Here is a 26,479-nt window from a genome sequence, read left to right on the forward strand (position 1 = left end):
CTCCCCCGTCAGAAGTCGTACTTATCTATGTTCTCTTTGGTGAACACTACCCGCTCCGGCAGCAGCACGATGCCGTTGCCCTTCGCCTCATACTGGTAGCCCTGCACGCTGTTCGGCTCAACCTTCAGCGTCCCAATGTCTTTAATCTCTACGCTGTCGCCAACGTTAACATCGCCCTTTTTCAACATATGATCGGCGACGTTGACCGCAATTTTGCCCTGCTGCACCACATCCCACAGCCCAAAGGCTTTTACCGTGCCGCGCTCAACGTAGGGGCGCATTACGTTCGGCGTACTGAACCCGACGATCGCGACCCCTTCCCGCTTCAGGTTTTCTGCCGCCTGCGCTGCCGCCGGCAGGGCGTTAGCGTCCGGGGCGATGATCGCATCCAGATCCGGATAGGCTTTTAAGATCCCTTCGGCGGTTTGCAGGGATTTGGTGGCGTCGTTATAGCCAAACTGGGTGGTGACGACCTGCCATTGAGGATGGTCCTTCTCGATTTTGGCTTTCGCCTCTTTGACCCACTGGTTCTGGTCGGTGACGGTCGGGCTGGAGTAGAAGAAGGCGACTTTGGCATTCGGTTTGGTGACCTGCTTGCCGGCCATCTCTACCAGCAGGCCGCCGAGCTGTTCCGGTGTGCCCTGGTTGATGTAAATGCTGCGGCACTCCGGTTTGGTGTCGGAATCCCATGTCAGCACCTTCACGCCGCGCTGCATCGCGCGCTTCAGCGCCGGGCAGAGACCGTCCGGCGACACGGCAGAGACGATAATGGCGTTGTACCCCTGGTTGACGAAGTTGTTGATCAGCTGCACCTGGCCGGAGACGCTCGGTTCGGTCGGGCCGTCGTAGGTCACATCTACGCCGAGATCTTTACCCGCCTCTTTCGCGCCGTTGCCGCCGCTGGTAAAGAAGCCGACTCCCACCAATTTCGGGATAAAGGCGATGCGGTCTGCCGCCTGCGCCGAGGCGAAGCTGAGGGCCATCGCCAGCACTATCAGTTTTGTTTTCATCGTACGCTCCGGGTAGTTTTCAGGAAGATATTGCGCACCCATTCACGGTGCAGACTCAGCGAACGTCCCATCACCACCACAACCAGTAGCGCCCCTGATAGCGCGCTCGACACCTGGTTGGGGATGCCGACCATCTGTAACCCCTGTTGCAGGTAGCCCACCAGCAACGCCGCCAGCGCCGTACCCACAATCGAACCTGACCCGCCGTAGATATTCGCCCCGCCGAGCACGGCGGCGGTGAGGGCCGGCATCAGTAAATCGCGCCCGAGATCCGAACGCGCGGAACCGAAATAAGAGACCATCACCAGGGCGGCAATCGCCGAAGCTACGCCCACCAGGCCATACAGCGCGTAAGGCATGCCGTTTACCGACAGCGCCGCATAGCGTGCCGCGCGGGGGTTCTGGCCGATCAGGAACAGATGCCGGCCAAAGCGTCCGCGATGAGTGATCAGCCAGAAGAAAAGAGTTACGACGGCGAAGAGCACCAGCGGGATCGGCAGGCCGAAGAGCGTCAGGTTAGCGAAGGCGGTAAAGCTCTCCGGGAAGCCGCCAATCCCCTCATAGCCGGTCGCCCCCGCCATGCCAGAGAGCAGCAGCGCCCCGCCGCCGTAGAGGTAGAGCGTGCCGAGGGTAATGACCAGCGGGCTGATACCGGTGTAGTGAATCAGCGCGGCGTTGAGCAATCCGCACAGCAGACCGAGCAGCAGCGTCATCGGAATGGCGACGGCCATTGGCCATCCCGCCTGCGTCATCACCCCCAGCGCAATGGCGCACAGACCGATGGTCGACCCCAGCGAAATATCAATCCCACCACTGATGATCACCAGCGTTAGCGGCAGCGCCACAATGCCGATGCAGATAAAGTCGCTGGTGCTGAACAGCAACATGTTGATATCGAGCATCCGCGGGTTAATGGCGCCAAAGAGCAGGATCTCCAGCACCAGCAAGATCAGCAGCGCGCTTTCCCAGTTAAGCTTCATTTACGCCACCTCTTTTTTGCGTTTTGGAAAGGGGGTGACGTGTTTTCCCCCTTTATTGCCTGGATGAAAGCGGCTGTACTTCAGCGCCCGCTGATGTCGTGCGAGTGCCTGACGCAAGCGCCCGTCGAGGACCAGCACCCCCAGCAGCACCAGCCCGGCGATAAAGTCGTTCCACCAGGCCGGGAGCCTGAACAGCACCAGCACGGTGTCGATTTGGGTCAGGAAGAAGGCGCCGAGCAGCGCGCCAATTAGCGTGCCCGTCCCGCCCAGCAGCGAAATTCCGCCAAGTACGCAGGCGGCGATGGCTTTCATCTCCAGTCCGCTGCCGGTCTGGTTTGGCACAAAGCCAATCTGCGCAGCAAAGATAATGCCCGCACAGGCCGCCAGCATGCCGTTCAGAGTAAAAGCGAGCATGCGGGTGCGGTTTACCGCCACGCCCAGCTGGCGTGCGGCGGCGAGGTTGTCGCCCACCGCATAAAAATCACGCCCGAAAGCGGTGCGCGACAGGATCCACGCCCCCACGGCGGCGATAAACAGCACCACAAAGCCCAACGGTGAAATCCCGAGGGCGACCGGCGCTGAGAGGCCTTTCAGGGCCGGTGGCAGCCCTTCTATCCACTTCCCACCGGTCCAGAGCAGCATGCCACCGCGATAGAGCCCCAGCGTGCCGAGGGTGGCCACAATCGCCGGGATACGTAGCCCCACCACCAGCAGACCATTAAACGCACCGGCCAGCGCGCCTATCATCAGCGCAAAGAGCATAGAGACCGGCAGGCTATAGCCGTTATTAAGCGCCACGCCTACAGCAATGGCGCAGAGGCCGACGGTCGATCCCACTGAAACATCAATATTACGGGTCAGCATCACCAGCGCCGCGCCGATCGCCAGCAGGATCAGGATCTGCGCGCTGGCAAAGATCATTCCCAGCGTCTGTAGACTTAAATAGGTCGGATTCAGTGCCACCAGTACGGCAAACAGAGCGAGGATCGCCAGTAAAGCGCTCAGCTCACGGTTCTTTAATAAGGTCTTCATGCCTGGCCTCCGAAGGCCAATGCCATCATGCGATCGAGGCTGACCGCCTGGCGGGGCAACTCGCCGCTGAGCCTCCCCTGGTGCATCACCAGCACGCGATCCGCCAGACCGGGAAACTCATCAAGATCGCTTGAGATCATTAGCACCGCCACGTTTTGTGCCGCCACGCTCTTAAGCAGCTGATAGATATCGGCGCGCGCCGAGACGTCTACGCCGCGCGTAGGTTCATCGACGATCAACAGCAGTGGGTTGGCCTCCAGACAGCGTGCCAGCAGGACCTTCTGTTGATTACCGCCGGAGAGGGTGCGCACGGTTTGATCCGCATGGTTGAGTTTGATCCCCAGCGCCCGGTGATAACGCTCCACCACCGCAGATTCCCGCTTGCGCTGTTGCCAGACAGAGGGCTCGTTCAGCGCCACGGTGTTCCAGCGGATCGGCGCATCCAGGAACAGACCCGATACCTGCCTGTCCTCCGGCAGGTAGACCAGCCCCTTCCCGAGGCGGGCCGAAACGGTATCGTGGCCGATCTCCTGATTCTCCAGCCAGACGCGCCCTCCGCGTGCCGGACGTAGGCCATAGAGGGTTTCCGCAAACTCCGTGCGCCCGGATCCCACCAGCCCGGCGAGGCCGACAATCTCGCCGGCGTAAATTTCCAGGCTGAGATCGATAAATCCCTCCCCGGTGAGATCGTCCACCCGCAGGACCGGGAAATCCTGCGCCTGGGTACGGCGGTTTCCCGGCAGGGCCAGCCACAGTTTTTGTGTATCGCTTAAGCTGCGATCCCGGCTGACCGGGGTCATGGCAGCGATCAGCGCATTGTCATCCAGCTGCGCGGTTTCGCCGCTGAGTACCACCGCGCCGTCACGCATCACCGACACGTGGCTGGCGAGCGCGCGGATCTCCGGCAGCTTATGGGAGATAAAAACAATGCCGACCCCCAGCGCCTGGAGCGCGCGGATCTGGCGGAACAGGCGCTCGGTTTCCCCGGGCGTGAGCGATGCGGTAGGTTCATCAAGGATCAGGATCTGCGCCTCGCGCATTAACCCGCGCAGGATCTCCACCATCTGCTGATCTGCCACCTCCAAAGTGCTGGCGGCCGCGTCGAGATTTAGCTGGCACTGCAGCTGCTGGAGCTTATCGGTCAGGCGTGTATTAAGGTCGTTGCCGCGCGGCAGGCGGAAAAGAATGTTTTCGCGCACCGTGAGATTGGGAAACAGCATCGGCTCCTGCGGCACCAGATAGATGCCAAGCCCGTGCGCCTGGCCGGGCTTAAGGCGCGCAAATGCGTGACCGGCCACAGAGAGTTCACCGCGATCGGGCGTCTCAACCCCGGCAATGATCTTCATTAGCGTCGATTTTCCCGCGCCATTACCGCCCATTAACGCATGCACCTGGCCTGACAGCAGTGTGAAATCAATGCCTTTCAACACCGGAACGCCAGAGAACTGCTTATGGATATCGCGTGCCTCTAAGAGTGTTTTCATCTTCACGCCGCCATTGAACAAAAGATTTTTAGATTTAATAATGTTCAAAAGCGTAGACCCTGAACTATATTTACAACCGTGCAGGGATCACAGTTTTATGGTTTGAGATCCAGAGATTAGCCAAACACATTAAAAGATCCGTTTTGTCGCGTGGCTCACATTTTCGCGGCGCAACATAACGAACATATGATCTAAATTTTTATAAGAGTTCATCTATGAGCGAGAAACGCATTGTCGAAGAGAGCCGGTTTGCTGGACTGGCGCTGTCAGAGGAAGAGCTGGTGGCTCGCGTGGCCTGGTGTTACTACCACGACGGCCTGACCCAGAACGACATAGGCGAACGGTTAGGCCTGCCGCGCCTGAAGATTTCCCGCCTGCTGGAGAAAGGGCGTCAGTCGGGGGTGATCCGCGTACAGATTAACTCGCGCTACGAGGGGTGCCTGGCTCTGGAAACCGAGCTGCAACAGCGTTTTGGCCTGAAGCTGGCCCGCGTGTTACCGGCCCTGAATACCCCAGCGATGAGCGTACGCCTGGGCATTGGTGCCGCCCAGTCGTTAATGGGCGTACTGGAACCCGGGCAGCTGCTGGCAGTGGGATTTGGTGAAACCACCATGAGCTGCATCCAGCACTTAAGCGGTTTTATTGGTTCACAGCAGGTACGGCTGGTGACCCTTTCGGGCGGCGTCGGGCCCTATATGACCGGTATTGGCCAGCTGGATGCGGCCTGTAGCGTAAGCATGATCCCCGCCCCGCTGCGCGTGTCGTCAGCATCCGTTGCCGGGATCTTAAAGCGTGAAGCCAGCGTAAGGGATGTGATCCTCGCCGCCACGGCCGCCGATGCAGCCGTAGTCGGTATCGGATCGGTGAACCAGCGTCGCGATGCCACGATTTTACGCTCCGGCTACATCAGCGAGGGAGAACAGCTGATGTTCGCCCGTAAGGGCGCCGTGGGGGACATCCTCGGTTACTTCCTTAACGCCGGCGGCGAGCGGGTTGAGGATCTGGAGATTCATCAGGAGTTACTCGGCGTGACCCTCGAAGAGCTGGCGCAACTGCCCACTATCGTTGGTGTGGCCGGTGGCGAAGAGAAAGCCGATGCGATTTATGCCGCACTGAAAGGTCGCCGTATCAATGGCCTGGTGACGGAAGAGACCACAGCCCGCGCGGTGCTGGCCCTGGCAAAATAAGGGCGTAGCTCGTGCAAACCACGAGGCATGCTCATGAGTTACCTTTTAGCGTTAGATGCAGGGACAGGCAGCGTTCGCGCCGTGATTTTCGATCTACAAGGCAACCAGATTGCCGTCGGCCAGGCTGAGTGGAAACACCTGAGCGTGGAGAATGTGCCTGGGTCGATGGAGTTTGACCTCGATACCAACTGGCGGCTGGCCTGCCAGTGCATTCAGCAGGCGCTGACGCGCGCGCACCTGAACGCGGCGGATATTCAGTCCGTCGCCTGCTGCTCAATGCGCGAAGGGATTGTGCTGTATGACCGCAACGGCGAGGCCATCTGGGCCTGTGCCAACGTCGATGCCCGCGCCAGCCGCGAGGTAGCCGAACTCAAAGAGATCCACGATTACCGTTTCGAATCCGAGGTGTATGACGTTTCCGGCCAGACCCTGGCCCTCAGCGCCATGCCGCGCCTGCTGTGGCTGGCGCACCATCGCCCGGATATCTATCGCAAAGCCGCCACCATCACCATGATCAGCGACTGGCTGGCGGCAAAACTCTCCGGCGAGCTGGCGGTCGATCCGTCCAACGCGGGGACCACGGGCATGTTAGATCTCTTCTCCCGCGACTGGCGTCCGGCGCTGCTCGACATGGCCGGGCTGCGCGCCGATATTCTCTCTCCGGTGAAAGAGACGGGGACCGTGCTGGGGGCCATCACCCGCGAAGCCGCGCAACAGAGCGGCCTGCGCGAAGGCACGCCGGTAGTGATGGGGGGCGGCGACGTACAGCTGGGTTGCCTGGGATTAGGGGTGGTGCGCACCGGGCAAACGGCGGTATTAGGCGGCACCTTCTGGCAGCAGGTGGTAAACCTGCCGCAAGTGCGAACCGATCCTGATATGAATATTCGCGTTAACCCGCACGTCATCCCCGGTATGGCCCAGGCAGAGTCGATTAGCTTCTTTACCGGGCTGACCATGCGCTGGTTCCGCGATGCCTTTTGCGCGGAAGAGAAGCTCATTGCCGAGCGGATGGGGGTAGATACCTACAGCCTGCTGGAAGAGATGGCGAGCCGCGTGCCGGCGGGATCCCACGGTGTGATGCCGATATTTTCTGATGCGATGCACTTTAAGCAGTGGTATCACGCAGCACCGTCGTTTATCAATCTCTCCATCGACCCGGAAAAGTGCAACAAAGCCACGCTATTCCGCGCGCTGGAAGAGAACGCGGCGATTGTCTCCGCCTGCAACCTGACGCAAATTTCGCACTTTTCCGGGGTGACGTTTGAGAGCCTGGTCTTTGCGGGCGGCGGAGCAAAAGGCGCCTTATGGAGCCAGATTTTAAGTGACGTCACTGGCCTGCCGGTGCGCGTGCCCGAGGTAAAAGAGGCGACGGCGCTCGGCTGTGCAATTGCGGCGGGTACTGGCGCCGGGCTGTTTGCGGATATGGCCTCAACGGGAGAGCGGCTGGTGAAATGGAGCCGCGAATTTACGCCGAACCCGGAACACCGGGAGCTGTACGACGGCATGATGCAGAAATGGCAGGCTGTATACGCGGATCAGCTTGGGCTGGTGGATAGCGGGTTGACCACGTCAATGTGGCAGGCGCCTGGGCTGGTGCGGGTATCCCCCTCACCCCGGCCCTCTCCCCAAAGGGGCGAGGGGGAAAACCACATTGAGCCAACACTTTAGGACCGCACAGGTCAGTCCCCTCTCCCCTGTGGGGAGAGGGTTAGGGTGAGGGGGGAATATTTGAATCCCATCACAATCACCGCATTCCCCTTTTCCCTTTTACTCTCCGCTGGCTAAATTAGTAACTCATCCGACCACATAACAATAAATTAACACTGGAAGAGAGTATGAGCCGCTACCCGTCGTTATTCGCCCCGCTCGACCTGGGGTTCACCACCCTCAAAAACCGTGTACTGATGGGATCGATGCACACCGGTCTGGAGGAGCGTCCGGACGGCGCTGAGCGCCTGGCGGCTTTCTACGCCGAGCGCGCCCGCCATGGCGTGGCGCTGATTGTGACCGGCGGCGTGGCCCCCGCCCTTTCTGGCGTTACGATGGAGGGCGGCGCGGTACTGAATGACGCCAGCCAGCTTCCCCATCACCGCCTCGTGACCGACGCCGTCCATCGTGAGGGGGGCAAAATCGCGCTGCAGATCCTGCATACCGGCCGTTACAGCTATCAGCCGCATCTGGTGGCGCCCTCTGCCATTCAGGCACCGATTAACCGCTTCAAACCGCTGGCGCTCAGTCACGATCAGATCCTGGCGCTGATTGACGACTTCGCCCGTTGCGCCGCACTGGCGCGGGAAGCAGGATATGATGGCGTAGAGGTCATGGGGTCGGAAGGCTACCTGATTAACGAGTTTCTTGCCGCCCGCACCAACCAGCGCGACGACGAATGGGGCGGCGATTATGCCCGCCGCATGCGTTTTGCCGTCGAGGTGGTGCGCGCCGTACGGGAACGGGCGGGTGCAGATTTTATTATCGTCTACCGTCTCTCGCTGCTCGACCTGGTGGAGGGCGGCGGCACCTTCGACGAAACCGTCCAGCTGGCCCAGGCAATAGAAGCCGCCGGAGCCACGATCATCAACACCGGCATCGGCTGGCACGAGGCGCGCATCCCGACCATCGCTACCCCGGTACCGCGCGCCGCGTTCAGTTGGGTGACGCGTAAGCTGAAAGGCAAAGTCTCTATTCCGCTGGTGACCACCAACCGTATTAACGATCCGCAGGTGGCGGACGATGTGCTTTCACGCGGTGATGCCGATATGGTCTCTATGGCGCGCCCGTTCCTCGCCGATGCGGAGATCCTTTCTAAAGCGCAGAGCGGCCGCGCAGATGAGATCAACACCTGCATCGGCTGTAACCAGGCCTGTCTGGATCAGATCTTTGTGGGCAAAGTCACCTCCTGCCTGGTCAACCCACGCGCCTGCCACGAAACCAAACTGCCAGTGATCCCGGCGATCGTAAAAAAACGTCTTGCCGTGGTCGGTGCAGGGCCGGCAGGGTTAGCGTTTGCGGTTAATGCCGCCGCGCGAGGGCACAGCGTCACGCTGTTTGACGCGGCGGCCGAGATTGGCGGGCAGTTTAATATCGCCAAACAGATCCCCGGCAAAGAGGAGTTTTACGAGACGCTGCGCTACTACCGCCGGATGATCGAGGTCACGGGCGTCAATCTGCAGCTCAACCAGAGAGTGAATGCGCCCGATCTGATCGGTTTCGACGAGGTGATCCTCGCCAGCGGGATTGCCCCGCGTACCCCGGCGATCGCGGGTATCGATCATCCGAAGGTGCTGAGCTATCTCGACGTGCTACGCGATAAAGTGCCGGTGGGCGAAAAGGTGGCGATTATCGGCTGCGGCGGAATCGGCTTTGATACCGCCATGTACCTGAGTCAGCCAGGGGAGGCCACCAGCCAGAACATTGCCGAATTTTGTGTGGAATGGGGAATCGATACCAGCCTGAACCAGTCCGGTGGGTTACGCCCGGAAGGGCCGCAACTGCCGCGAAGCCCGCGCCAGATTGTGATGCTGCAGCGTAAAGCCAGCAAACCGGGTGAAGGGCTGGGTAAAACCACGGGCTGGATCCACCGCGCCACCCTGCTCTCACGGGGGGTGAAGATGATCCCGGCGGTGAGTTACCAGAAGATCGACGACGACGGTCTGCATGTGACGATCGGCGGAGAGCCGCAGCTGCTGGCGGTGGATCAGGTGATTTTATGTGCCGGGCAGGAGCCGAAACGCGATCTGGCAGATCCGCTGCGCGATGCCGGCAAAACGGTGCATCTGATTGGTGGGTGTGATGTGGCGATGGAGCTGGATGCCCGACGGGCGATTGCGCAGGGGACGATGCTGGCATTAAGCATTTAATTTTTCCCCTTACCCCGGCCCTCTCCCCACAGGGGCGAGGGTGTATTCGTCCCCTCTCCCCCGTGGGGAGAGGGTTAGGGTGAGGCGGTAATCATCTTACCGACGACGTCCCAGCTTAACCGCTTTCAGCACCACAAACTTATTGTTCGTCGCGATGGTGACGCAGTTACCGAAAATCTTCTTCAGCTTGTGGAAGTAGTCCAGGTGGCGGTTCGCCACGATGTACAGCTCGCCGTTAATTTTCAGGCAGCGGCGGGCGTGGTGGAACATCTCCCACGCAACGTTATCCGTCAGGGCGTGCTTCTGGTGGAACGGCGGGTTACAGAAGACGGCGTTGAAGCGGAAAGGCTCCACGCCCGACAGCGCGTTGTTGATCATAAACTCGCAGCGATCCAGCGCGTCCGGCATGTTGGTTTCGACGTTCAGACGGCTTGATGCCACCGCCATTGGCGACTCATCGCTAAACACTACGCTGGCGTCCGGGTTCTTCGCCAGCAGCGTCAGGCCAATTACGCCGTTACCACAGCCCAGGTCAACGATCTCCCCTTCGAGATTCTCCGGAAGATGCTCCATAAAGAAACGCGCCCCAATATCCAGCCCGGTGCGGGAGAAGACGTTCGCATGGTTGTGAATGGTCCAGTCGGTACCCTCCAGCTTCCAGCTCAGGGTTTCGGGTGCGTCAGCCAGTTCCGGTGCGCTGAAGGTGCAGTTGATCAGGCGCGCCTTTTTCCAGGCCAGCGTGGTGGTGGTTGGGCCGAGCACTTTCTCGAACAGTTCCAGCGTCGAGGTGTGGATATCGCGCGCCTTGGCACCGGCGATGATACGCGTTTGCGGGGTGACAACCTTACGCAGCGCGCGCAGCTGCTGCTCCAGCAGCGCCATGGTTTTTGGCACTTTAATCAGCACCACGCCCGGCGCCTGCGGGTAGTCCGCGGTGCTGTCGAGGAACTTCACGCTGCCTTCATCGATATCGTTATGGCGCAGGTTCTCACGCGTTGCCAGTTCGCTCAGGTAAGAGTCGCCGATGCTGTAGGGCGTGTGCTCTGCCAGCGCGCAGGCCAGCGCGCCAAAGGCGTCATTCAGGATCAGAACCGGGCCGCTGATTTCAGTGTCATCCAACTGCTGCAGCAGATAGTCATCCGCCGCTTCCCACGCCTGAAGCGGGTTAACGTCATCCGTTTCCGGGAAACGTTTAAGGTTGAGTGAACGGAAACCGTTGTCTAAGTGGCTCATCGGCCCTCCTGAATGGTAAAATTTGGCGTATCCCTGAAAAGGGTGCGTGAGTATACCTGTTTTCACATTATTTTGGGGCCTTGATGAACCAACTTACTTATCTCCAGGGCTACCCGGAGAACTTACTGACTCAGGTTCGCAGCCTGATTGCCGAGCAAAAGCTGGGCGCGGTGCTGGAAAAACGCTACCCCGGCACGCACGATTTCGCGACCGATAAGGCGCTCTGGCAGTATACGCAGGATCTGAAAAACCGGTATCTGAAGAGCGCGCCGCCGATCAATAAGGTGATGTACGACAACAAGATCCACGTCCTGAAAAATGCTCTCGGCCTGCATACCGCCATCTCTCGCGTGCAGGGCGGCAAGCTAAAAGCCAAAGCCGAGATCCGCGTAGCGACGGTGTTTCGCAACGCCCCCGAGGCGTTTTTGCGAATGATCGTGGTGCATGAGCTGGCGCACCTGAAAGAGAAAGAGCACGACAAAGCGTTCTACTCCCTGTGCTGCCATATGGAACCGCAATACCACCAGCTGGAGTTTGATACCCGGTTATGGCTTACGCATTTATCGTTAAAAGGTAATGCGGAATAGCGCACTCATTTTGTCACGCGGCCGTGCTACAGTGGCTAAAGGTTCCCAGCTACGGAGTACGTAAACGTTTATGATACGTTTCGCAGTCATTGGAACGAACTGGATCACCCGCCAGTTCGTTGACGCCGCCCACGAGACCGGCAAATTCAAACTCACCGCAGTCTTTTCCCGTAGCCTTGAACAGGCCCAGACTTTTGCCGGTGATTATCTCGTCGAACACCTGTTTACCTCTCTGGAAGAGATGGCTCAAAGCGATGCCATTGATGCTGTCTATATCGCCAGCCCAAACTCTCTGCACTTTACGCAAACGGCACTGTTCCTCAGCCATAAAAAACATGTGATTTGCGAAAAGCCGCTGGCCTCGAATATTCAGGAAGTAGAAGCCGCAATTGCGCTTGCCCGCGAAAACCAGGTGGTGCTGTTCGAAGCCTTCAAAACCGCCAGCCTGCCAAACTTTCTGCTGTTGCAGCAGTCCCTGCCGAAAATTGGCAAAGTGCGTAAAGCCTTTATCAACTACTGCCAGTATTCGTCGCGCTATCAGCGCTATCTTGACGGCGAAAACCCAAACACCTTTAATCCGGCTTTTTCTAACGGCTCGATTATGGATATTGGGTTTTACTGCCTCGCCAGTGCCGTGGCGCTATGGGGCGAACCGCACGGTGTAACCGCCACCGCCAGTCTGCTGGAGAGCGGCGTCGATGCCCACGGGTTAGTAGTACTGGATTACGGTGATTTCAGCGTCACGCTGCAACACTCCAAAGTGAGTGATTCGGTGCTGCCAAGCGAAATTCAGGGCGAAAACGGCTCGCTGGTGATTGAAAAAATCTCTGAGTGCCAGAAACTGAGCTTCGTGCCGCGCGGCGGCAAAGCGCAGGAGCTGACGCAGCCTCAGCATATTAACACTATGCTTTATGAGGCAGAGGTATTCGCGCGACTGGTTGAAGACAATGAAGTGAATCACCCGGGCCTCGCGGTCAGCCGCACCACGGCGAAACTGCAGACAGAAATCCGCCGTCAGACCGGTGTGGTCTTCCCCGCTGACGGTCTGAGCGCTGAAGTCACCGCGTAAAGCTATGTAATAAAGTCTGGCAGGAGATTGACGAAATCATTGACCTGACATATTTTGTTACGTGCAAAGGGGAGTAACTTCCTTGCCGGTGGATCGTCATTACGATGCGTGCAAAACCGCATCCGGTCGCCGGGCAACCTTCATGGTTGTAAGTGAGACCTTGCCGAAAGGCGAGGTCTATGCATAAAAAGCTAACGGCTATCGTCTTTCGACCATAGCCGTTTTTGTTTTTTATGTGCGAGGAAAAAAATTATGCACTCTGTCGGCACTCCAATGTTGTGGGGCGGATTCGCGGTTGTCGTGCTCATCATGCTGGCGATAGACCTCTTTTTGCAGGGTCGTCGCGGCGAACACGGCATGACCATGAAGCAAGCCGCCGCCTGGTCCCTGGTGTGGGTCACCCTCTCTCTGCTCTTCTGCGCCGCTTTCTGGTGGTACCTGGCGACAACCCAGGGCCGCGCTGTCGCCGATCCGCAGGCGCTCGCCTTCCTCACCGGTTATCTGATTGAAAAAGCGCTGGCGGTGGATAACGTCTTCGTCTGGCTGATGCTGTTCAGTTACTTCGCGGTACCGGCGGCGTTGCAGCGCCGGGTGCTGGTTTACGGAGTACTGGGTGCCATTGTCCTGCGTACCATCATGATCTTCGCCGGTAGCTGGCTGATTACGCAGTTCGAATGGCTGCTGTATGTCTTTGGCGCGTTCCTGCTCTTCACCGGGGTCAAAATGGCGCTGGCGAAAGAGGACGAAACCGGCATCGGCGAAAAGCCGATGGTCAAGTGGCTTCGCGGCCATCTGCGCATGACCGATACCATCGAGAGCGAGCACTTCTTTGTGCGCAAAAATGGCCTGCTGTTTGCCACGCCGCTGCTTCTGGTGCTGATTCTGGTTGAGCTAAGTGATGTGATCTTCGCGGTGGACAGCATTCCGGCGATCTTCGCGGTGACCACCGACCCGTTCATCGTCCTGACCTCAAACCTGTTTGCGATTCTGGGCCTGCGTGCCATGTACTTCCTGCTGGCGGGCGTCGCGGAGCGCTTCTCAATGCTGAAGTATGGCCTGTCGGTTATCCTGGTCTTTATCGGTATTAAGATGCTGATTGTCGACTTCTATCATATTCCGATCGCCATCTCGCTGGGCATAGTGTTTGGCATTCTGGCGCTGACCTTAATCATCAACGCCTGGGTGAACCATCAGAACGATAAAAAGCAGCAGACGCAGTAAGGTCGGATATCGCCTCCTGACGCGTTAAATTCGACTGAAAACGGTAACCTCCGGGTTGCCGTTTTTTTTGGATATTGCTCTGCTCCGCAAAAATGTAAACAGACAGTTAAAAAACATGACGCAGTGCGTAAATTCCAGCATTTTGCGCTTCCCCCTTACCGCACATTCTTTATACTCAACCAGGCAAACATTTAGTTACATCCAGACATAAGCGTGACTGAGATCACGGCCAGGATGGAACGCAATTTCACTTTAGGAATTTCTATGACGACACAATCTTCGGGTCTGCTTCAACGCCTCGTGCATGGCAGCCTGGTAAAACAAATACTGGTGGGCCTGGTGCTGGGTATCTTGCTGGCGCTGGTCTCTAAATCTGCGGCAATTGCCACCGGTCTGCTCGGTACACTGTTTGTTGGCGCGCTGAAAGCGGTGGCGCCGGTGCTGGTGTTAATGCTGGTGATGGCCTCTATTGCTAATCACCAGCACGGCCAGAAAACCAACATCCGCCCTATCCTGTTCCTTTACCTGTTAGGCACATTTTCTGCTGCGCTGACGGCGGTCATTTTTAGCTTCCTCTTCCCTTCAACGCTGCATCTGACCAGCGCTGCGGGAGACATTACCCCACCATCCGGCATCGTTGAGGTGCTGCGTGGCCTGCTGATGAGCATGGTCTCTAACCCGGTGGATGCCCTGCTGAATGCGAACTATATCGGCATCCTGGTGTGGGCAATTGGCCTGGGCTTCGCGCTGCGTCACGGTAACGAAACGACGAAAAACCTGGTCAACGATATGTCCAATGCCGTGACCTTTATGGTGAAAATCGTGATTCGCTTCGCCCCTATCGGTATCTTCGGCCTGGTCTCTTCCACGTTAGCAACCACCGGCTTCGACACCCTGTGGGGTTATGCCCAGCTGCTGATGGTATTGATTGGCTGCATGCTGCTGGTTGCGCTGGTGATTAACCCGCTGCTGGTCTTCTGGCAAATCCGTCGTAATCCGTACCCGCTGGTACTGATGTGCCTGCGTGAAAGCGGCGTATATGCCTTCTTTACCCGCAGCTCCGCAGCGAACATTCCGGTGAATATGGCTCTGGCCGAGAAGCTGAACCTGGATCGCGATACCTATTCGGTGTCGATTCCGTTAGGCGCAACCGTGAATATGGCCGGCGCGGCGATTACCATTACCGTACTGACTCTGGCGGCCGTACATACGCTGGGTATTCCGGTTGACCTGCCAACGGCGCTGCTGTTGAGCGTGGTGGCTTCACTGTGCGCCTGTGGTGCATCCGGCGTGGCGGGCGGCTCGCTGCTGCTGATCCCACTGGCGTGTAATATGTTTGGCATTCCAAACGAGATTGCCATGCAGGTGGTGGCGGTGGGCTTCATTATCGGCGTATTACAGGACTCTTGCGAAACGGCGCTGAACTCATCGACCGATGTACTGTTCACCGCAGCAGCCTGCCAGGCAGAAGATGCGCGTCTGGCGAAAAACGCCCTGCGCAGTTAACACTCAAGCCCTTCCGTCAACGGACGGAGGGGCGCTCTTCCCGCAAGTCTTTCTCTACTTTAAACGGATCGATCCCCCTGCGCTGCATGCGCCAGAAACGGATGATGTTCAGCCCGTTCATGACCAGAAAACTCCCTTCGATTAAGGTCCCGCCAATCGACCCCAACCAGAAGTTATGAATCACCCAACAGAGCGTGGAGCACCAGATAATGCAGCGCATCGTCAGCCCTTTGCTGCGAAACAGCGCCCAGGTGCTAACGATGGTGCTGGCAACCGGCAGCAACTCCATGGGGTGATGGAATTTAGTCAGCCCAATGCCGCCCGTCAGGACAATAAACACCGTCATCACCCACAAACTGCGGGTGCGCAGGGTAATCAGCGTGCGCACGGTATTGAGCATGGCGCTGGAGCCAGCCGGAAAGGCTCCCATCAGAAAGAAATGGATGCCAATAACGGCGCTGTAGAGGGAGAGCTGGATTTTGAATTTCCGCTCGTCGCGGTTGAGGAAGGTGGTAATGCCGATCAGAAAGGCGAAGACACCAACGCCCTGGGCAAGCCAATACGCGGTCATGAAAGTTTCCTGTGGTCAGGCAAAAAGAAACGGCGCTTCCTTAAGAAACGCCGCTTTAATTCGATCCCTGTGATTTACAACGTCACGCCGCTTTTGAAGATCGCCAGCTCACGGAAGTCGTTTTTCTCGTTACAGGTAGATTTGCCGTTTGCAATATCAACAATCAGATCAACAAACTCATCCAGCACCTGGGGCATCCCTTTGCCGTGGATCAACTGGCCTGCGTCGAAATCGATCCAGTGCTTCTTCTTCGCCGCCAGCTCGCTGTTGGTGGCAATTTTCACCGTAGGGACAAAGCCGCCGTACGGCGTACCGCGCCCGGTACTGAACAGCACCATATGACAGCCTGCTCCCGCCAGGGCGCTGGTGGCGACCGCATCGTTGCCCGGCGCGCTCAGCAAGTTCAGGCCGTGCGTCTTCAGGCGCTCGCCGTAGCGCAGCACATCAACCACCTGGCTGGCCCCCGCTTTCTGCGTACAGCCGAGGGATTTCTCCTCCAGAGTGGTGATCCCGCCCGCTTTGTTGCCCGGCGACGGGTTTTCATAGATGGGCTGGTTGTGGGCGATAAAGTACTGTTTGAAGTCGTTGACCATGGTCACGGTCTTTTCAAAGGTCGCTTCATCGCGGCAGTGGCTCATCAGAATACGCTCTGCGCCGAACATCTCCGGCACTTCAGTCAGCACGGTGGTGCCGCCGTTGCCAATCACGTAATCAGAGAAACGTCCCAGCATCGGGTTAGCGGTGATGCCGGACAGACCATCAGAACCACCGCACTCGAGGCCGAATTTTAGCTCACTCAGCTTACCTGGCTCACGTTTATCGTGGCGCATCGCCTCATACAGCTGGTGCAGCTGCTCAAGCCCCGCTTCCACTTCATCGTCCTGGTGCTGACAGACCATAAAGTGCACGCGATCGGGATCATACTCCCCCAGGGTCTCGCGGAAGGCATCCACCTGATTGTTTTCACAGCCGAGACCTACCACCAGCACTGCACCGGCATTCGGGTGACGCACCATATTTTGCAGCATGGTCCGGGTATTAATGTGGTCGTCGCCCAGCTGCGAGCAGCCGTAGGTATGGCTAAACAGGTGAACGCCGTCGATACCTTCGGCGTTGTTCGTCTCTTTCAGGAAACGGTTCTGCATCTGACGGGCCATGGCGTTCACGCAGCCGACGGTCGGCAGGATCCACAGCTCGTTGCGGATCCCCACCTCACCGCTGGCGCGGCGGTAGATCTCCACGTCGCGATCCGCGGCCTGCTGCTCCCCGGCCTGGAAATCGGGTTGATAGCTGTACTCGTCCAGATCGCTCAGATTGGTGCGGGTATTGTGGGAGTGAATGAATTCACCCGGCGCAATGTCTGCCAGCGCATGGCCGATAGGCAGGCCGTATTTGACGACATTCTCCCCTTTGGCAATCAGGCGCAGGGCAAACTTATGCCCGCGCGAAACAGCCTGACGAAGCGTGACGCTCTGGTTATCAAAAGTCACTTCCGTGCCTTCGGCCAGATCCGCCAGCGCTACCGCAACGTTATCCAGCGAATGGATCTTGATGTATTGCATATCAACCCCTAACGGCCTTAGTTCAGTTCAATGGCGAAGTAGTCACGCGCATTGTTAAAGCAGATATTTTTCACCATTTCGCCCAGCAGCTGGATATCTGCCGGTGCTTCGCCCGCGGCGACCCAGCGGCCGATCATCTGGCAGAGAATGCGGCGGAAATATTCATGGCGTGTATAAGACAGGAAGCTACGGCTATCGGTCAGCATCCCGACGAAGCGGCTTAACAGACCCAACTGCGCCAGCTGCGTCATCTGACGCTCCATGCCGTCTTTCTGATCGTTGAACCACCAGCCGGAGCCAAACTGCATCTTGCCTGGCATCCCTTCGCCCTGGAAGTTACCGATCATGGTGCCCAGCACTTCGTTATCGCGCGGGTTCAGGCAGTAGAGGATGGTTTTTGGCAGCAGGTTCTCTTCGTTTTGCTTGCTCAGCAGTTTAGAGAGCTCTTCCGCCAGCGGGCGGTCGTTAATGGAGTCAAAGCCCACGTCCGGTCCCAGCAGTTTGAACTGACGCAGGTTGTTATTACGCAGCGCGCCAATGTGGTACTGCTGAACCCAGCCGCGACGGGCATATTCCGCGCCCAGCCAGACCAGTACGGCGGTTTTAAACTGCGCCACTTCGTGTTCGCTTAGGGTTTGACCTGCCAGGCGACGGGCCAGAATGCTGTCCAGCTCGGCTTCACTGGAATCGGCAAACAGCACCACGTCCAGCGCATGGTCAGACACTTTACAGCCGTGCGCCGCGAAGTGATCCAGACGTTTTGTCAGAGCCGTTTGCAGGTCGGTAAAGCGACGAATCTCGGTATCAGAGACGTCGCCAAGCTTCGCCATGTAATCGTTAAAGGTGGCCAGTTCAATATTGAAGGCTTTATCCGGGCGCCAGCTTGGCAGCACTTTCACATCAAAGCTGCTGTCTTGTGCAACGATGGCGTGGTGCTCCAGTGAGTCAATCGGATCGTCGGTGGTGCCGACCATCTTCACGTTCATCTGCTTCATGATGCCGCGGGCAGAGAATTTGTCCTGCGCCAGCAGCGCGTTGCACTCATCCCAGATCTCATCTGCCGTGGTCGGGGACAGCAGTTTGCCCGTGATACCAAACGGACGACGCAATTCCAAGTGTGTCCAGTGGTACAGCGGGTTACCGATGGTGTGCGGCACGGTTGCCGCCCAGGCATCAAATTTCTCGCGGTCTGACGCATCACCGGTGCAGAGGCGCTCGGCTACGCCGTTGGTGCGCATGGCGCGCCACTTGTAATGGTCACCTTTCAGCCAGATGTCATACAGGTTTTTGAAGCGATAATTTTCGGCAACCTGCTGCGGCGGCAGATGGCAGTGGTAGTCGAAAATCGGCTGGTCTTTTGCATAGTCATGATACAGGCGGCGGGCAAATTCGGTATCTAACAGGAAATCGTCGGTCATAAACGCGGTCATATCGTCATCCTCATTACGAGTGCGTCAGAAAGCTTATGTTCAGATGCTGCAAAGTTATCACACCAATTTCCAGAGCCAGAAGATTTTTTCGTGAGTTAGATCAATAAACGCCCACAAAAAAATTACCTCCAAAGGGGCAGAGGCCGCTGGAAGCCGCGCCAGCACTGGCTTAGCTCGCCGCAAATAATGACCTTACAAAGATTCACACTTTTGTGATGTCACTCACCTTTTAAAGTTGTATGACAAGTTATCTTCTCGCCGTCGCAATTTATAAGCCGACGGAATGATTTACCGGTTTCTATCACAACCGGAATACACGGTACGGATACCGACTTATGCACGATTCACTTATGGCAAGGTTCGGGCCGTTCCGGGAGACACTCCCGGTTACGCCCTCCCGTTAAAGAAGCCGCTCAGGTTTACCGAGAGAGGCGCTGCGCCAGAGCGCAGATATAACATAACGATGAGGTTTTACATGCGTAAAATTAAAGGGTTACGTTGGTACATGATCGCACTGGTGACGCTTGGCACCGTGCTGGGCTACCTGACGCGTAACACTGTGGCGGCTGCGGCGCCAACGTTAATGGAAGAGCTGCACATTTCGACCCAGCAATACTCTTACATCATCGCCGCTTACTCTGCGGCATACACCATCATGCAGCCCGTTGCCGGCTATGTGCTGGATATTCTCGGCACCAAAATTGGCTACGCCTTCTTCGCCGTCACCTGGGCAGTATTCTGCGGCGCGACCGCGCTGGCGGGCAGCTGGGGTGGACTGGCACTGGCACGTGGCGCAGTAGGTGCTGCAGAAGCCGCTATGATCCCGGCCGGCCTGAAAGCCAGCTCTGAATGGTTCCCGGCGAAAGAGCGCTCCATCGCCGTTGGCTATTTCAACGTGGGTTCTTCTATTGGTGCGATGATTGCCCCGCCGCTGGTGGTATGGGCTATCGTGATGCACAGCTGGCAGATGGCATTCATCATCTCTGGCGTGCTTAGCTTTGCATGGGCAATGGCGTGGCTGGTCTTCTATAAGCACCCGCGCGATCAGAAAAAACTTTCTGAAGAAGAACGTGAATACATCATTGGTGGTCAGGAAGCACAGCACCAGACCAACAACGGTAAAAAGATGTCTGTCTGGCAGATTCTGGGTACCCGTCAATTCTGGGGTATCGCCCTGCCACGCTTCCTGGCAGAACCGGCCTGGGGTACCTTCAACGCCTGGATCCCGCTGTTCATGTTTAAAGTCTACGGCTTTAACCTGAAAGAGATCGCCATGTTTGCCTGGATGCCAATGCTGTTTGCTGACCTGGGCTGCATCGTAGGGGGTTACCTGCCGCCACTGTTCCAGCGCTGGTTTGGTGTTAACCTGATTGTGTCACGTAAGATGGTTGTGACCATGGGCGCACTGCTGATGATTGGCCCAGGCATGATCGGCCTCTTCACCAGCCCGTACGTGGCGATTGGCCTGCTGTGCATCGGTGGTTTTGCTCACCAGTCTCTGTCTGGCGCGCTGATTACCCTCTCTTCCGACGTCTTTGGGCGTAACGAAGTGGCAACCGCCAACGGCCTGACCGGTATGGCGGCCTGGACCGCCAGCACCCTGTTTGCACTGGTTGTGGGCGCACTGGCAGATACTATCGGCTTTAGCCCGCTGTTCGCGGTACTGGCGGTGTTCGACGTGCTGGGGGCCATCGTTATCTGGACGGTACTGAAAAACCAGTCAGCCGAGGAGCTGGCAAAGAGCACCATAGGCGGCCCCGCCGCCCAGAGTTAGCGAAGAAAAGTGTGAACTAAAGCCGCCTGTCAGGGCGGCTTTTTTGATGGCGAAATCTGGTGGGGGTTTAGCAAAAGTGGTATAACAAATATCATCTGCCGTACCCTGCCTGGAGCGCATATGGAAATCAACGAACCCCGTCGTCTTTATCAGCAACTTGCTGCCGAGCTGAAAGATCGCATCGAGCAAGGCGTCTATCTGGTGGGCGATAAACTGCCTGCGGAGCGTTTCATTGCCGATGAGAAGAGCGTCAGCCGCACCGTGGTTCGTGAAGCTATCATTATGCTGGAGGTCGAAGGTTACGTCGAAGTGCGTAAAGGTTCAGGCATTCATGTTATCTCCAGCCAGGCAAAACACTCCCCGGCACCGGACGAAAGTCTGGAATTTGCCAGTTACGGCCCCTTTGAGCTTCTGCAGGCGCGTCAGCTTATTGAAAGTAATATCGCCGAGTTTGCCGCCACCCAGGTGACCAAACAGGACATCATGAAGCTGATGGAGATCCAGGATAAAGCGCGTCAGGAAAAATGTTTCCGCGATTCCGAATGGGATTTGCAATTCCATGTCCAGGTGGCCCTCGCAACGCAAAACACGGCACTGGCGGCGATTGTTGAAAAAATGTGGACTCAGCGCGTTCATAACCCGTACTGGAAAAAACTGCACGATCATATCGATTTACGCACCGTCGATAACTGGTGTGATGATCATGACCAGATCCTTAAAGCATTGATTCGAAAAGATCCGCATGCGGCGAAGCTGGCTATGTGGCAGCACCTCGAGAACACTAAACAGATGCTGTTTAACGAAACGAGTGATGACTTCGAATTTAACGCTGACCGTTACCTTTTTGCCGAAAATCCGGTTGTTCATCTTGATACTGCCGCAAGCGGCACAAAATAGTTTTCTTCTCTGCTGGCGGGCGCATCATTGCGCCTTCTGGCGTCTGTGGGTAAGCAAACCTCTATAGTGTCAGCCTTTGTAAATACCCTCGCGTCCCCTCCCTGGGTTAAGCCAAAATCACATCATTATCCTCGCGAAATTCTGTGACGCAGAACTGCGGGGTTTGTTACAATTAGATGCAATTTGCATTTCTGTAAGTTAGTGCTTGCTTACCCAGCCATTTAACAGGGAACAGTTCTGGCCACACAATGTGTCCGCGAGCGATCATAATGTCTTTATAAAAACTATCGCCGTGCTGTTTTGACCCGGTTGACGGGCATGACGTTAACCGATTTCCAGGAACACTGAATGGAACTTTTTACCCAATTACTTAATGCCTTATGGGCCCAGGATTTCGAAACCCTGGCCAATCCTTCCATGATTGGCATGCTCTATTTTGTCCTGTTTATGATTCTGTTTCTTGAAAACGGCCTGCTGCCCGCCGCGTTTTTGCCGGGCGATAGCTTGCTGGTGCTGGTAGGGGTGCTCTGCGCAAAGGGGGCGATGGCCTTCCCGCAAACGGTAGTGTTACTGACCATTGCCGCCAGCCTGGGCTGTTGGGTGAGCTACATTCAGGGGCGATGGCTGGGCAATACGCGTATTGTGCAGAACTGGCTTTCGCATCTTCCGGCGCACTACCATCAGCGTGCGCACCATCTGTTCCATAAGCATGGTCTTTCCGCCCTGCTGCTTGGCCGTTTTATCGCGTTCGTCCGTACCCTTTTACCTACCATAGCCGGCCTCTCCGGCCTGAACAGCGCCCGTTTTCAGTTCTTCAACTGGATGAGCGGCCTGCTCTGGGTACTGATTCTGACCACCCTGGGCTACGCGCTCGGCAAGACGCCCGTGTTCCTTAAATATGAAGACGCGCTAATGTCGTGCCTGATGTTGCTTCCGGTGGTGCTGCTGGTGTTTGGCCTGATTGGCTCACTGGTTGTTTTGTGGAAGAAAAAACATGGGAGTCGAGGTTAACGTGCGCCTCTCAATGCGACAGTTTACTTACGCCATGGTGGCGCTGTGTATGCTCAGCGCCATGCTGCTGGTCTGGAAAGCGCTCCAGACCCACGAGTCTACGCTGGCGATTCGCCCGGTGATTCAGGGTTCGAGCGTGCCAGATGGCTTTTCCATCTGGCACCATCTGGATGCTAATGGCATTCGCTTTAAAAGCATTACGCCTCAGAATGACGTGCTGTTAATCACCTTCGATTCCAGCGCCCAAAGCGCTGAAGCGAAAAAGGTGCTCGACCGTACGCTGCCGCAGGGTTATATCATCGCGCAACAGGATGATCCTAACCAGACTGCACTCTGGCTAACTCGCCTGCGTGATACCTCTCGCCTGGCGGGCTAAACTTCCAGGATTCTGAATCTTTTCACCCACTTTGGTGATATCGCCGTTTACTTACTATGCTTAAGTACGCGGAGCACCTCTCGATGTACTCCGCAGCACTCTGGAAAATCGGCATTTCGTTAGGATTTGCCGTTAACAATGGAAGGTTTCAATCATGAATTACCGCATCGTTCTGGGTCTTGCCCTTTTTTCAATTAGCACAGCGTCTTTCGCCACTTCCCTGTGTCAGGAGAAGGAACAGGATATCAAGCGTGAGATCAGTTACGCCGAAAAGCATAACAATCAGAGCCGCATCAGTGGTCTGAAAAAAGCGCTGAGTGAAGTACAGGCGAACTGTACGGACAGTAAGCTGCGTGCTGAACACCAGAAAGATATTGCTGAGCAGAAAGAAGAGATTGCCGAACGCCGTCAGGATCTGGTGGAAGCAAAAGCGAAAGGCGATGCGGATAAGATCGAAAAGCGTGAAAAGAAACTGAAAGAAGCGCAGGAAGAGCTGCATGCGCTGGAGTCTCGCGATTATTAAGCCAACGGAAGTCTTAACAGGAGAGAATCATGTCCAAAGATACCACATCGGAACATCTGCGCGCTGAACTGAAATCCCTGGCGGATACCCTGGAAGAGGTGCTGAATACCTCTTCAGACAAATCAAAGGAAGAGCTGAGCAAACTGCGCAGTAAAGCCGAAAGCGCCCTGAAAGACAGCCGTTATCGCCTGGGTGAGACAGGTGACGCGCTGGCCAAACAGACCCGTGAAGCAGCCGCTCGCGCGGATGAATATGTACGTGACAACCCGTGGACCGGAGTGGGCATTGGCGCCGCTATCGGTGTCGTTCTGGGTGTCCTGCTGACGCGTCGTTGATTATGGAAGATCCTCGTCAAGCACAAGGCCCTGCAAAAAACGTCCTCGGCATTGGGCAGCGTATTTTAACCACTCTGGTTGGCATCGTGGAGACACGCGTCAGGCTGGCTGTGGTTGAACTTGAAGAGGAGAAGGCCAACCTCTTCCAGATGCTGCTTATGCTGGGGCTGACCATGCTCTTCGCCGCCTTTGGCCTGATGAGCCTGATGGTGCTGATTATCTGGGCGATTGATCCGCAGTATCGTCTGAACGCCATGATCGCGACTACCGTAGTATTGCTGGTGGCAGCCCTGATTGGCGGGATTTGGACGATGCGCAAAGCGCGTCAGTCAAGCCTGCTCCGTCATACTCGTCATGAACTGGCCAACGACCGGTCTCTGCTGGAGGATGACAAGTCGTGAGTGACAAATCAGATCGTCAACAGCGAAAGGCGTATCTGCTGAGCCAGATCCAACAGCAGCGGTTGGATCTGTCCGCCAGCCGTCGCGACTGGCTAGCCGTAACGCGTTCGTACGATCGCGGCTGGAATACCTTTCTGAGCTTACGCTCATGGGCGCTGGTTGGCAGCAGCGTGATGGCTATCTGGACGGTACGCCATCCCAATCTTCTGGTTCGCTGGGCACGTCGCGGTTTTGGCGCATGGACCGCATGGCGACTGGTTAAGTCGACCCTTCGCCAGCAACAACTGGGTAATTAGCCCCACTCCGCAGGCCGGGTTAGTCCTCTTCCGGCCTGCGCACCCCTTACTGATTGCTCAATATCTTTGATTAAGATTGACAGTTTTCCTTGCTAACAATTGCCAATCGCCCCGTTTAATATCCTCTCCATCGACAGCAAATGCGCGGCAGGTGCCCGGATTTGCGGAAAAATAAAAATCAGCAGCCCTTGTGGTTTCGTGGAGAGTAAAATGAAAAAATTAGAAGATGTTGGTGTACTGGTTGCGCGTATTTTGATGCCGATTCTGTTTATTACAGCAGGCTGGGGCAAAATCACTGGTTACGCAGGAACGCAACAGTATATGGAAGCCATGGGCGTACCGGGGTTCCTGCTGCCTCTGACCATCCTGCTTGAGTTTGGCGGCGGTCTGGCAATTCTGTTCGGTTTCCTGACCCGTACCACCGCGCTGTTCACCGCAGGCTTTACTCTGCTGACGGCATTCATCTTCCACAGTAATTTTGCAGAAGGCGTGAACTCTCTGATGTTCATGAAAAACCTGACTATCGCAGGCGGTTTCCTGCTGCTGGGTATCACCGGTCCAGGCGCATTCAGCATCGACCGTGTGCTGAATAAAAAGTGGTAAGCCGATTACCCGAGTAAACTTGAAGCGAGGAGATATCTCCTCGCTTTGGCTATCTGAAGGAGGAAAAAATGGGACAACTTGTTGAGGGCGTCTGGCAGGATACCTGGTACGACACCAAATCTACCGGAGGACGTTTTAAGCGTTCTGTTTCTGCCTTCCGCAACTGGCTCACCGCCGACGGCTCCGCCGGCCCGAGCGGTGAAGGCGGCTTCGCGGCGGAGAAAGACCGTTATCATCTCTACGTTTCACTCGCCTGTCCGTGGGCGCATCGCACACTGATTGTCCGCACGCTGAAAGGGCTGGAATCGCTGATCCCCGTTTCGGTCGTTAACCCGCTGATGCTGGAAAACGGCTGGACCTTCGACAAGGATTTCCCGGCCGCCACGGGCGATGACCTCTATCACCACGATTTTCTCTATCAGCTCTATCTGCGTGCCGATCCACATTACACTGGACGCGTCACCGTTCCGGTACTGTGGGATAAGAAAAACCAGACCATCGTCAGCAATGAATCGGCTGAAATTATCCGCATGTTCAATACCGCTTTTGATGCTCACGGCGCGCGGGCGGGCGATTATTATCCCACTGAACTGCGGGAAAAAATTGATGAGCTGAATAGCTGGATTTACGACAACGTCAATAACGGTGTTTACAAGGCCGGGTTTGCCACCAGCCAGGAAGCTTACGACGAGGCGGTCGAGAAAGTCTTTGAGTCGCTGGAGCGCATTGAGCAGATCCTTGGCCAGCATCGCTACCTCACCGGCGATCGACTGACAGAAGCCGATATTCGTCTGTGGACAACGCTGGTACGTTTCGATCCGGTCTATGTCACCCACTTTAAATGCGATAAGCATCGCATCAGCGATTATATGAACCTGTATGGTTTCCTGCGCGACATCTACCAGATGCCGGGGATTGCCGAAACGGTCGATTTTGACCACATCCGCACCCACTATTACCGCAGCCATAAAACCATCAACCCAACGGGTATTATCTCCATTGGTCCATGGCAGGATCTGAACGAACCGCATGGCCGTGACGTCCGTTTCGGCTAAATATTCAGGGCATCAATTGATGCCCTTTTTTTATTCACAATCTCCGTCTATTCTTACCTCGATCGCTTAGAAAACAAGTGATTGACTGATTATTGAGGCAAGATATATGGACTGGTATCTCCAAGTACTGCGCAACTACATTGGATTTGGTGGCCGCGCCCGCCGCAAAGAGTACTGGATGTTTGTTCTGGTGAACTTCATCCTTATCCTCGTGCTGGGCATCCTCGATAAAATGCTCGGCTGGGAGCGCGCCGGGGGCGAAGGGGTGCTGACGACGATTTATGGTCTGCTGGTTCTGCTGCCGTCCTGGGCTGTTCTGTTCCGGCGCCTGCACGACACTGACCGTTCGGCGTGGTGGCTGTTGCTGGTGCTTATTCCCATCGTCGGCTGGCTAATTATTCTGATCTTCAACTGCCAGGCTGGCACGCCGGGTGAAAACCGCTTCGGGCCGGATCCTAAACGGCAAGCTTGATACCTTG

At 56.6% G+C, this 26,479-nt stretch carries 26 protein-coding genes; 18 read left to right on the forward strand and 8 right to left on the reverse strand.

The features are described from left to right. Window positions 1-8: 8 nt before the first annotated feature. The 4 genes from lsrB to lsrA are packed head-to-tail and all read right to left on the reverse strand — an operon-like array spanning window position 9 to window position 4,506. Complete coding sequence (gene lsrB / locus JZ655_RS17930) at window positions 9-1,010, reverse strand: autoinducer 2 ABC transporter substrate-binding protein LsrB (RefSeq protein ID WP_040073947.1); 1,002 nt, start codon at window positions 1,008-1,010, stop codon at window positions 9-11. Beyond that, window positions 1,007-1,990, reverse strand: a complete 984-nt coding sequence (gene lsrD / locus JZ655_RS17935; RefSeq protein ID WP_207292437.1) for an autoinducer 2 ABC transporter permease LsrD — start codon at window positions 1,988-1,990, stop codon at window positions 1,007-1,009. The genes lsrB and lsrD overlap by 4 nt, the downstream gene beginning before the upstream one ends. Further along, a complete protein-coding gene (gene lsrC, locus JZ655_RS17940) occupies window positions 1,991-3,022 on the reverse strand; it encodes an autoinducer 2 ABC transporter permease LsrC (protein ID WP_207292438.1) in 1,032 nt (343 codons plus the stop codon). Then, window positions 3,019-4,506 (reverse strand): autoinducer 2 ABC transporter ATP-binding protein LsrA, encoded by a 1,488-nt coding sequence (gene lsrA / locus JZ655_RS17945; protein ID WP_207292439.1) that lies wholly within the window; start codon window positions 4,504-4,506, stop codon window positions 3,019-3,021. The genes lsrC and lsrA overlap by 4 nt, the downstream gene beginning before the upstream one ends. A gap of 215 nt (window positions 4,507-4,721) precedes the next feature. Here lsrA and lsrR point away from each other — a divergent pair, with 215 nt between their 5' ends. The 3 genes from lsrR (at window position 4,722) to JZ655_RS17960 (ending at window position 9,550) form a co-directional block, all read left to right on the forward strand. Continuing rightward, window positions 4,722-5,693, forward strand: coding sequence for a transcriptional regulator LsrR (lsrR, locus tag JZ655_RS17950; protein ID WP_040073944.1), 972 nt, complete (start codon window positions 4,722-4,724; stop codon window positions 5,691-5,693). A 33-nt stretch (window positions 5,694-5,726) separates the two neighbouring features. Then, entirely contained in the window at window positions 5,727-7,361 is a 1,635-nt protein-coding gene (gene lsrK / locus JZ655_RS17955) for an autoinducer-2 kinase (protein ID WP_052452713.1), read from the forward strand. Between the two features lie 167 nt (window positions 7,362-7,528). Continuing rightward, a complete protein-coding gene (locus tag JZ655_RS17960; RefSeq protein ID WP_207292440.1) occupies window positions 7,529-9,550 on the forward strand; it encodes an NADPH-dependent 2,4-dienoyl-CoA reductase in 2,022 nt (673 codons plus the stop codon). Window positions 9,551-9,646: 96 nt separating this feature from the next. Here JZ655_RS17960 and rlmG read toward each other — a convergent pair whose 3' ends face one another. Beyond that, window positions 9,647-10,783 carry a 23S rRNA (guanine(1835)-N(2))-methyltransferase RlmG gene (gene rlmG / locus JZ655_RS17965; RefSeq protein WP_040073942.1) on the reverse strand — a complete coding sequence of 379 codons (1,137 nt, stop codon included), beginning with the start codon at window positions 10,781-10,783 and terminating at the stop codon, window positions 9,647-9,649. A gap of 83 nt (window positions 10,784-10,866) precedes the next feature. Between rlmG and JZ655_RS17970 the strand changes: the two genes are divergently transcribed. The 4 genes from JZ655_RS17970 to sstT all read left to right on the forward strand — a co-directional run bounded on the left by JZ655_RS17970 (window position 10,867) and on the right by sstT (window position 15,166). Beyond that, window positions 10,867-11,370, forward strand: coding sequence for a YgjP-like metallopeptidase domain-containing protein (locus JZ655_RS17970; protein ID WP_046885815.1), 504 nt, complete (start codon window positions 10,867-10,869; stop codon window positions 11,368-11,370). Between the two features lie 70 nt (window positions 11,371-11,440). Further along, window positions 11,441-12,439: a Gfo/Idh/MocA family protein gene (locus JZ655_RS17975; protein WP_207292441.1), complete on the forward strand. Its 999-nt coding sequence runs from the start codon at window positions 11,441-11,443 to the stop codon at window positions 12,437-12,439. A 252-nt stretch (window positions 12,440-12,691) separates the two neighbouring features. Then, on the forward strand, window positions 12,692-13,660 hold the full coding sequence (locus JZ655_RS17980) for a TerC family protein (protein ID WP_207292442.1): 969 nt from the start codon (window positions 12,692-12,694) through the stop codon (window positions 13,658-13,660). A gap of 264 nt (window positions 13,661-13,924) precedes the next feature. Further along, a complete protein-coding gene (gene sstT, locus JZ655_RS17985) occupies window positions 13,925-15,166 on the forward strand; it encodes a serine/threonine transporter SstT (protein ID WP_046885812.1) in 1,242 nt (413 codons plus the stop codon). Between the two features lie 16 nt (window positions 15,167-15,182). Here the strand turns inward: sstT and JZ655_RS17990 are convergent, their stop codons facing one another. The 3 genes from JZ655_RS17990 to uxaC all read right to left on the reverse strand — a co-directional run bounded on the left by JZ655_RS17990 (window position 15,183) and on the right by uxaC (window position 18,729). After that, window positions 15,183-15,737: a YgjV family protein gene (locus tag JZ655_RS17990; RefSeq protein ID WP_207292443.1), complete on the reverse strand. Its 555-nt coding sequence runs from the start codon at window positions 15,735-15,737 to the stop codon at window positions 15,183-15,185. A 74-nt stretch (window positions 15,738-15,811) separates the two neighbouring features. Beyond that, window positions 15,812-17,299 (reverse strand): UxaA family hydrolase, encoded by a 1,488-nt coding sequence (locus tag JZ655_RS17995; protein ID WP_046885810.1) that lies wholly within the window; start codon window positions 17,297-17,299, stop codon window positions 15,812-15,814. Window positions 17,300-17,316: 17 nt separating this feature from the next. Further along, the gene (gene uxaC / locus JZ655_RS18000) at window positions 17,317-18,729 is read right to left on the reverse strand and encodes a glucuronate isomerase (protein WP_207292444.1); all 1,413 of its coding nucleotides are present in this window, start codon (window positions 18,727-18,729) and stop codon (window positions 17,317-17,319) included. A 475-nt stretch (window positions 18,730-19,204) separates the two neighbouring features. Between uxaC and JZ655_RS18005 the strand changes: the two genes are divergently transcribed. The 11 genes from JZ655_RS18005 to JZ655_RS18055 all read left to right on the forward strand — a co-directional run bounded on the left by JZ655_RS18005 (window position 19,205) and on the right by JZ655_RS18055 (window position 26,472). After that, window positions 19,205-20,503, forward strand: coding sequence for an MFS transporter (locus JZ655_RS18005; RefSeq protein ID WP_046885808.1), 1,299 nt, complete (start codon window positions 19,205-19,207; stop codon window positions 20,501-20,503). A 120-nt stretch (window positions 20,504-20,623) separates the two neighbouring features. Then, complete coding sequence (gene exuR, locus JZ655_RS18010; protein ID WP_046885807.1) at window positions 20,624-21,400, forward strand: transcriptional regulator ExuR; 777 nt, start codon at window positions 20,624-20,626, stop codon at window positions 21,398-21,400. A 348-nt stretch (window positions 21,401-21,748) separates the two neighbouring features. Next, complete coding sequence (yqjA, locus tag JZ655_RS18015) at window positions 21,749-22,411, forward strand: DedA family general envelope maintenance protein YqjA (protein ID WP_040073932.1); 663 nt, start codon at window positions 21,749-21,751, stop codon at window positions 22,409-22,411. 34 nt (window positions 22,412-22,445) lie between these two features. Next, window positions 22,446-22,787 carry an EnvZ/OmpR regulon moderator MzrA gene (gene mzrA / locus JZ655_RS18020; RefSeq protein WP_425352494.1) on the forward strand — a complete coding sequence of 114 codons (342 nt, stop codon included), beginning with the start codon at window positions 22,446-22,448 and terminating at the stop codon, window positions 22,785-22,787. A gap of 154 nt (window positions 22,788-22,941) precedes the next feature. Beyond that, window positions 22,942-23,310 carry a DUF1090 domain-containing protein gene (locus JZ655_RS18025; RefSeq protein WP_040073930.1) on the forward strand — a complete coding sequence of 123 codons (369 nt, stop codon included), beginning with the start codon at window positions 22,942-22,944 and terminating at the stop codon, window positions 23,308-23,310. Window positions 23,311-23,339: 29 nt separating this feature from the next. After that, window positions 23,340-23,645 carry an ElaB/YgaM/YqjD family protein gene (locus JZ655_RS18030; protein ID WP_040073929.1) on the forward strand — a complete coding sequence of 102 codons (306 nt, stop codon included), beginning with the start codon at window positions 23,340-23,342 and terminating at the stop codon, window positions 23,643-23,645. Window positions 23,646-23,647: 2 nt separating this feature from the next. Then, on the forward strand, window positions 23,648-24,046 hold the full coding sequence (locus tag JZ655_RS18035; protein ID WP_040073928.1) for a phage holin family protein: 399 nt from the start codon (window positions 23,648-23,650) through the stop codon (window positions 24,044-24,046). Then, the gene (locus JZ655_RS18040) at window positions 24,043-24,342 is read left to right on the forward strand and encodes a YqjK-like family protein (RefSeq protein ID WP_207292446.1); all 300 of its coding nucleotides are present in this window, start codon (window positions 24,043-24,045) and stop codon (window positions 24,340-24,342) included. Before JZ655_RS18035 ends, JZ655_RS18040 begins: the two co-directional genes overlap by 4 nt. A 210-nt stretch (window positions 24,343-24,552) precedes the next feature. Continuing rightward, window positions 24,553-24,945: a DoxX family protein gene (locus JZ655_RS18045; protein ID WP_040073926.1), complete on the forward strand. Its 393-nt coding sequence runs from the start codon at window positions 24,553-24,555 to the stop codon at window positions 24,943-24,945. A 68-nt stretch (window positions 24,946-25,013) separates the two neighbouring features. Then, the gene (locus JZ655_RS18050) at window positions 25,014-26,000 is read left to right on the forward strand and encodes a glutathione S-transferase family protein (protein WP_207292447.1); all 987 of its coding nucleotides are present in this window, start codon (window positions 25,014-25,016) and stop codon (window positions 25,998-26,000) included. Between the two features lie 106 nt (window positions 26,001-26,106). Then, a complete protein-coding gene (locus JZ655_RS18055; protein WP_207292448.1) occupies window positions 26,107-26,472 on the forward strand; it encodes a DUF805 domain-containing protein in 366 nt (121 codons plus the stop codon). The last annotated feature ends 7 nt before the right edge of the window (window positions 26,473-26,479 follow it).

Source organism: Leclercia pneumoniae (assembly GCF_017348915.1).
GTDB classification, from domain to species: Bacteria; Pseudomonadota; Gammaproteobacteria; order Enterobacterales; family Enterobacteriaceae; genus Enterobacter; species Enterobacter pneumoniae.

Excerpts from the sequence above, each read along its gene's own strand:
- mzrA (WP_425352494.1), top strand. The coding sequence starts at position 22,446 with ATGGTGGCGCTGTGTATGCTCAGCGCCATGCTGCTGGTCTGGAAAGCG.
- JZ655_RS17980 (WP_207292442.1), top strand. The coding sequence starts at position 12,692 with ATGCACTCTGTCGGCACTCCAATGTTGTGGGGCGGATTCGCGGTTGTC.
- lsrR (WP_040073944.1), top strand. The coding sequence starts at position 4,722 with ATGAGCGAGAAACGCATTGTCGAAGAGAGCCGGTTTGCTGGACTGGCG.
- lsrK (WP_052452713.1), top strand. The coding sequence starts at position 5,727 with ATGAGTTACCTTTTAGCGTTAGATGCAGGGACAGGCAGCGTTCGCGCC.
- lsrA (WP_207292439.1), bottom strand. The coding sequence starts at position 4,506 with ATGAAAACACTCTTAGAGGCACGCGATATCCATAAGCAGTTCTCTGGC.
- sstT (WP_046885812.1), top strand. The coding sequence starts at position 13,925 with ATGACGACACAATCTTCGGGTCTGCTTCAACGCCTCGTGCATGGCAGC.
- JZ655_RS17975 (WP_207292441.1), top strand. The coding sequence starts at position 11,441 with ATGATACGTTTCGCAGTCATTGGAACGAACTGGATCACCCGCCAGTTC.
- rlmG (WP_040073942.1), bottom strand. The coding sequence starts at position 10,783 with ATGAGCCACTTAGACAACGGTTTCCGTTCACTCAACCTTAAACGTTTC.
- JZ655_RS18045 (WP_040073926.1), top strand. The coding sequence starts at position 24,553 with ATGAAAAAATTAGAAGATGTTGGTGTACTGGTTGCGCGTATTTTGATG.
- lsrD (WP_207292437.1), bottom strand. The coding sequence starts at position 1,990 with ATGAAGCTTAACTGGGAAAGCGCGCTGCTGATCTTGCTGGTGCTGGAG.
- JZ655_RS17970 (WP_046885815.1), top strand. The coding sequence starts at position 10,867 with ATGAACCAACTTACTTATCTCCAGGGCTACCCGGAGAACTTACTGACT.
- JZ655_RS18035 (WP_040073928.1), top strand. The coding sequence starts at position 23,648 with ATGGAAGATCCTCGTCAAGCACAAGGCCCTGCAAAAAACGTCCTCGGC.
- JZ655_RS18030 (WP_040073929.1), top strand. The coding sequence starts at position 23,340 with ATGTCCAAAGATACCACATCGGAACATCTGCGCGCTGAACTGAAATCC.
- JZ655_RS17990 (WP_207292443.1), bottom strand. The coding sequence starts at position 15,737 with ATGACCGCGTATTGGCTTGCCCAGGGCGTTGGTGTCTTCGCCTTTCTG.
- lsrC (WP_207292438.1), bottom strand. The coding sequence starts at position 3,022 with ATGAAGACCTTATTAAAGAACCGTGAGCTGAGCGCTTTACTGGCGATC.
- exuR (WP_046885807.1), top strand. The coding sequence starts at position 20,624 with ATGGAAATCAACGAACCCCGTCGTCTTTATCAGCAACTTGCTGCCGAG.
- yqjA (WP_040073932.1), top strand. The coding sequence starts at position 21,749 with ATGGAACTTTTTACCCAATTACTTAATGCCTTATGGGCCCAGGATTTC.
- JZ655_RS18050 (WP_207292447.1), top strand. The coding sequence starts at position 25,014 with ATGGGACAACTTGTTGAGGGCGTCTGGCAGGATACCTGGTACGACACC.
- JZ655_RS17995 (WP_046885810.1), bottom strand. The coding sequence starts at position 17,299 with ATGCAATACATCAAGATCCATTCGCTGGATAACGTTGCGGTAGCGCTG.
- JZ655_RS18055 (WP_207292448.1), top strand. The coding sequence starts at position 26,107 with ATGGACTGGTATCTCCAAGTACTGCGCAACTACATTGGATTTGGTGGC.
- uxaC (WP_207292444.1), bottom strand. The coding sequence starts at position 18,729 with ATGACCGCGTTTATGACCGACGATTTCCTGTTAGATACCGAATTTGCC.
- JZ655_RS17960 (WP_207292440.1), top strand. The coding sequence starts at position 7,529 with ATGAGCCGCTACCCGTCGTTATTCGCCCCGCTCGACCTGGGGTTCACC.
- lsrB (WP_040073947.1), bottom strand. The coding sequence starts at position 1,010 with ATGAAAACAAAACTGATAGTGCTGGCGATGGCCCTCAGCTTCGCCTCG.
- JZ655_RS18025 (WP_040073930.1), top strand. The coding sequence starts at position 22,942 with ATGAATTACCGCATCGTTCTGGGTCTTGCCCTTTTTTCAATTAGCACA.
- JZ655_RS18005 (WP_046885808.1), top strand. The coding sequence starts at position 19,205 with ATGCGTAAAATTAAAGGGTTACGTTGGTACATGATCGCACTGGTGACG.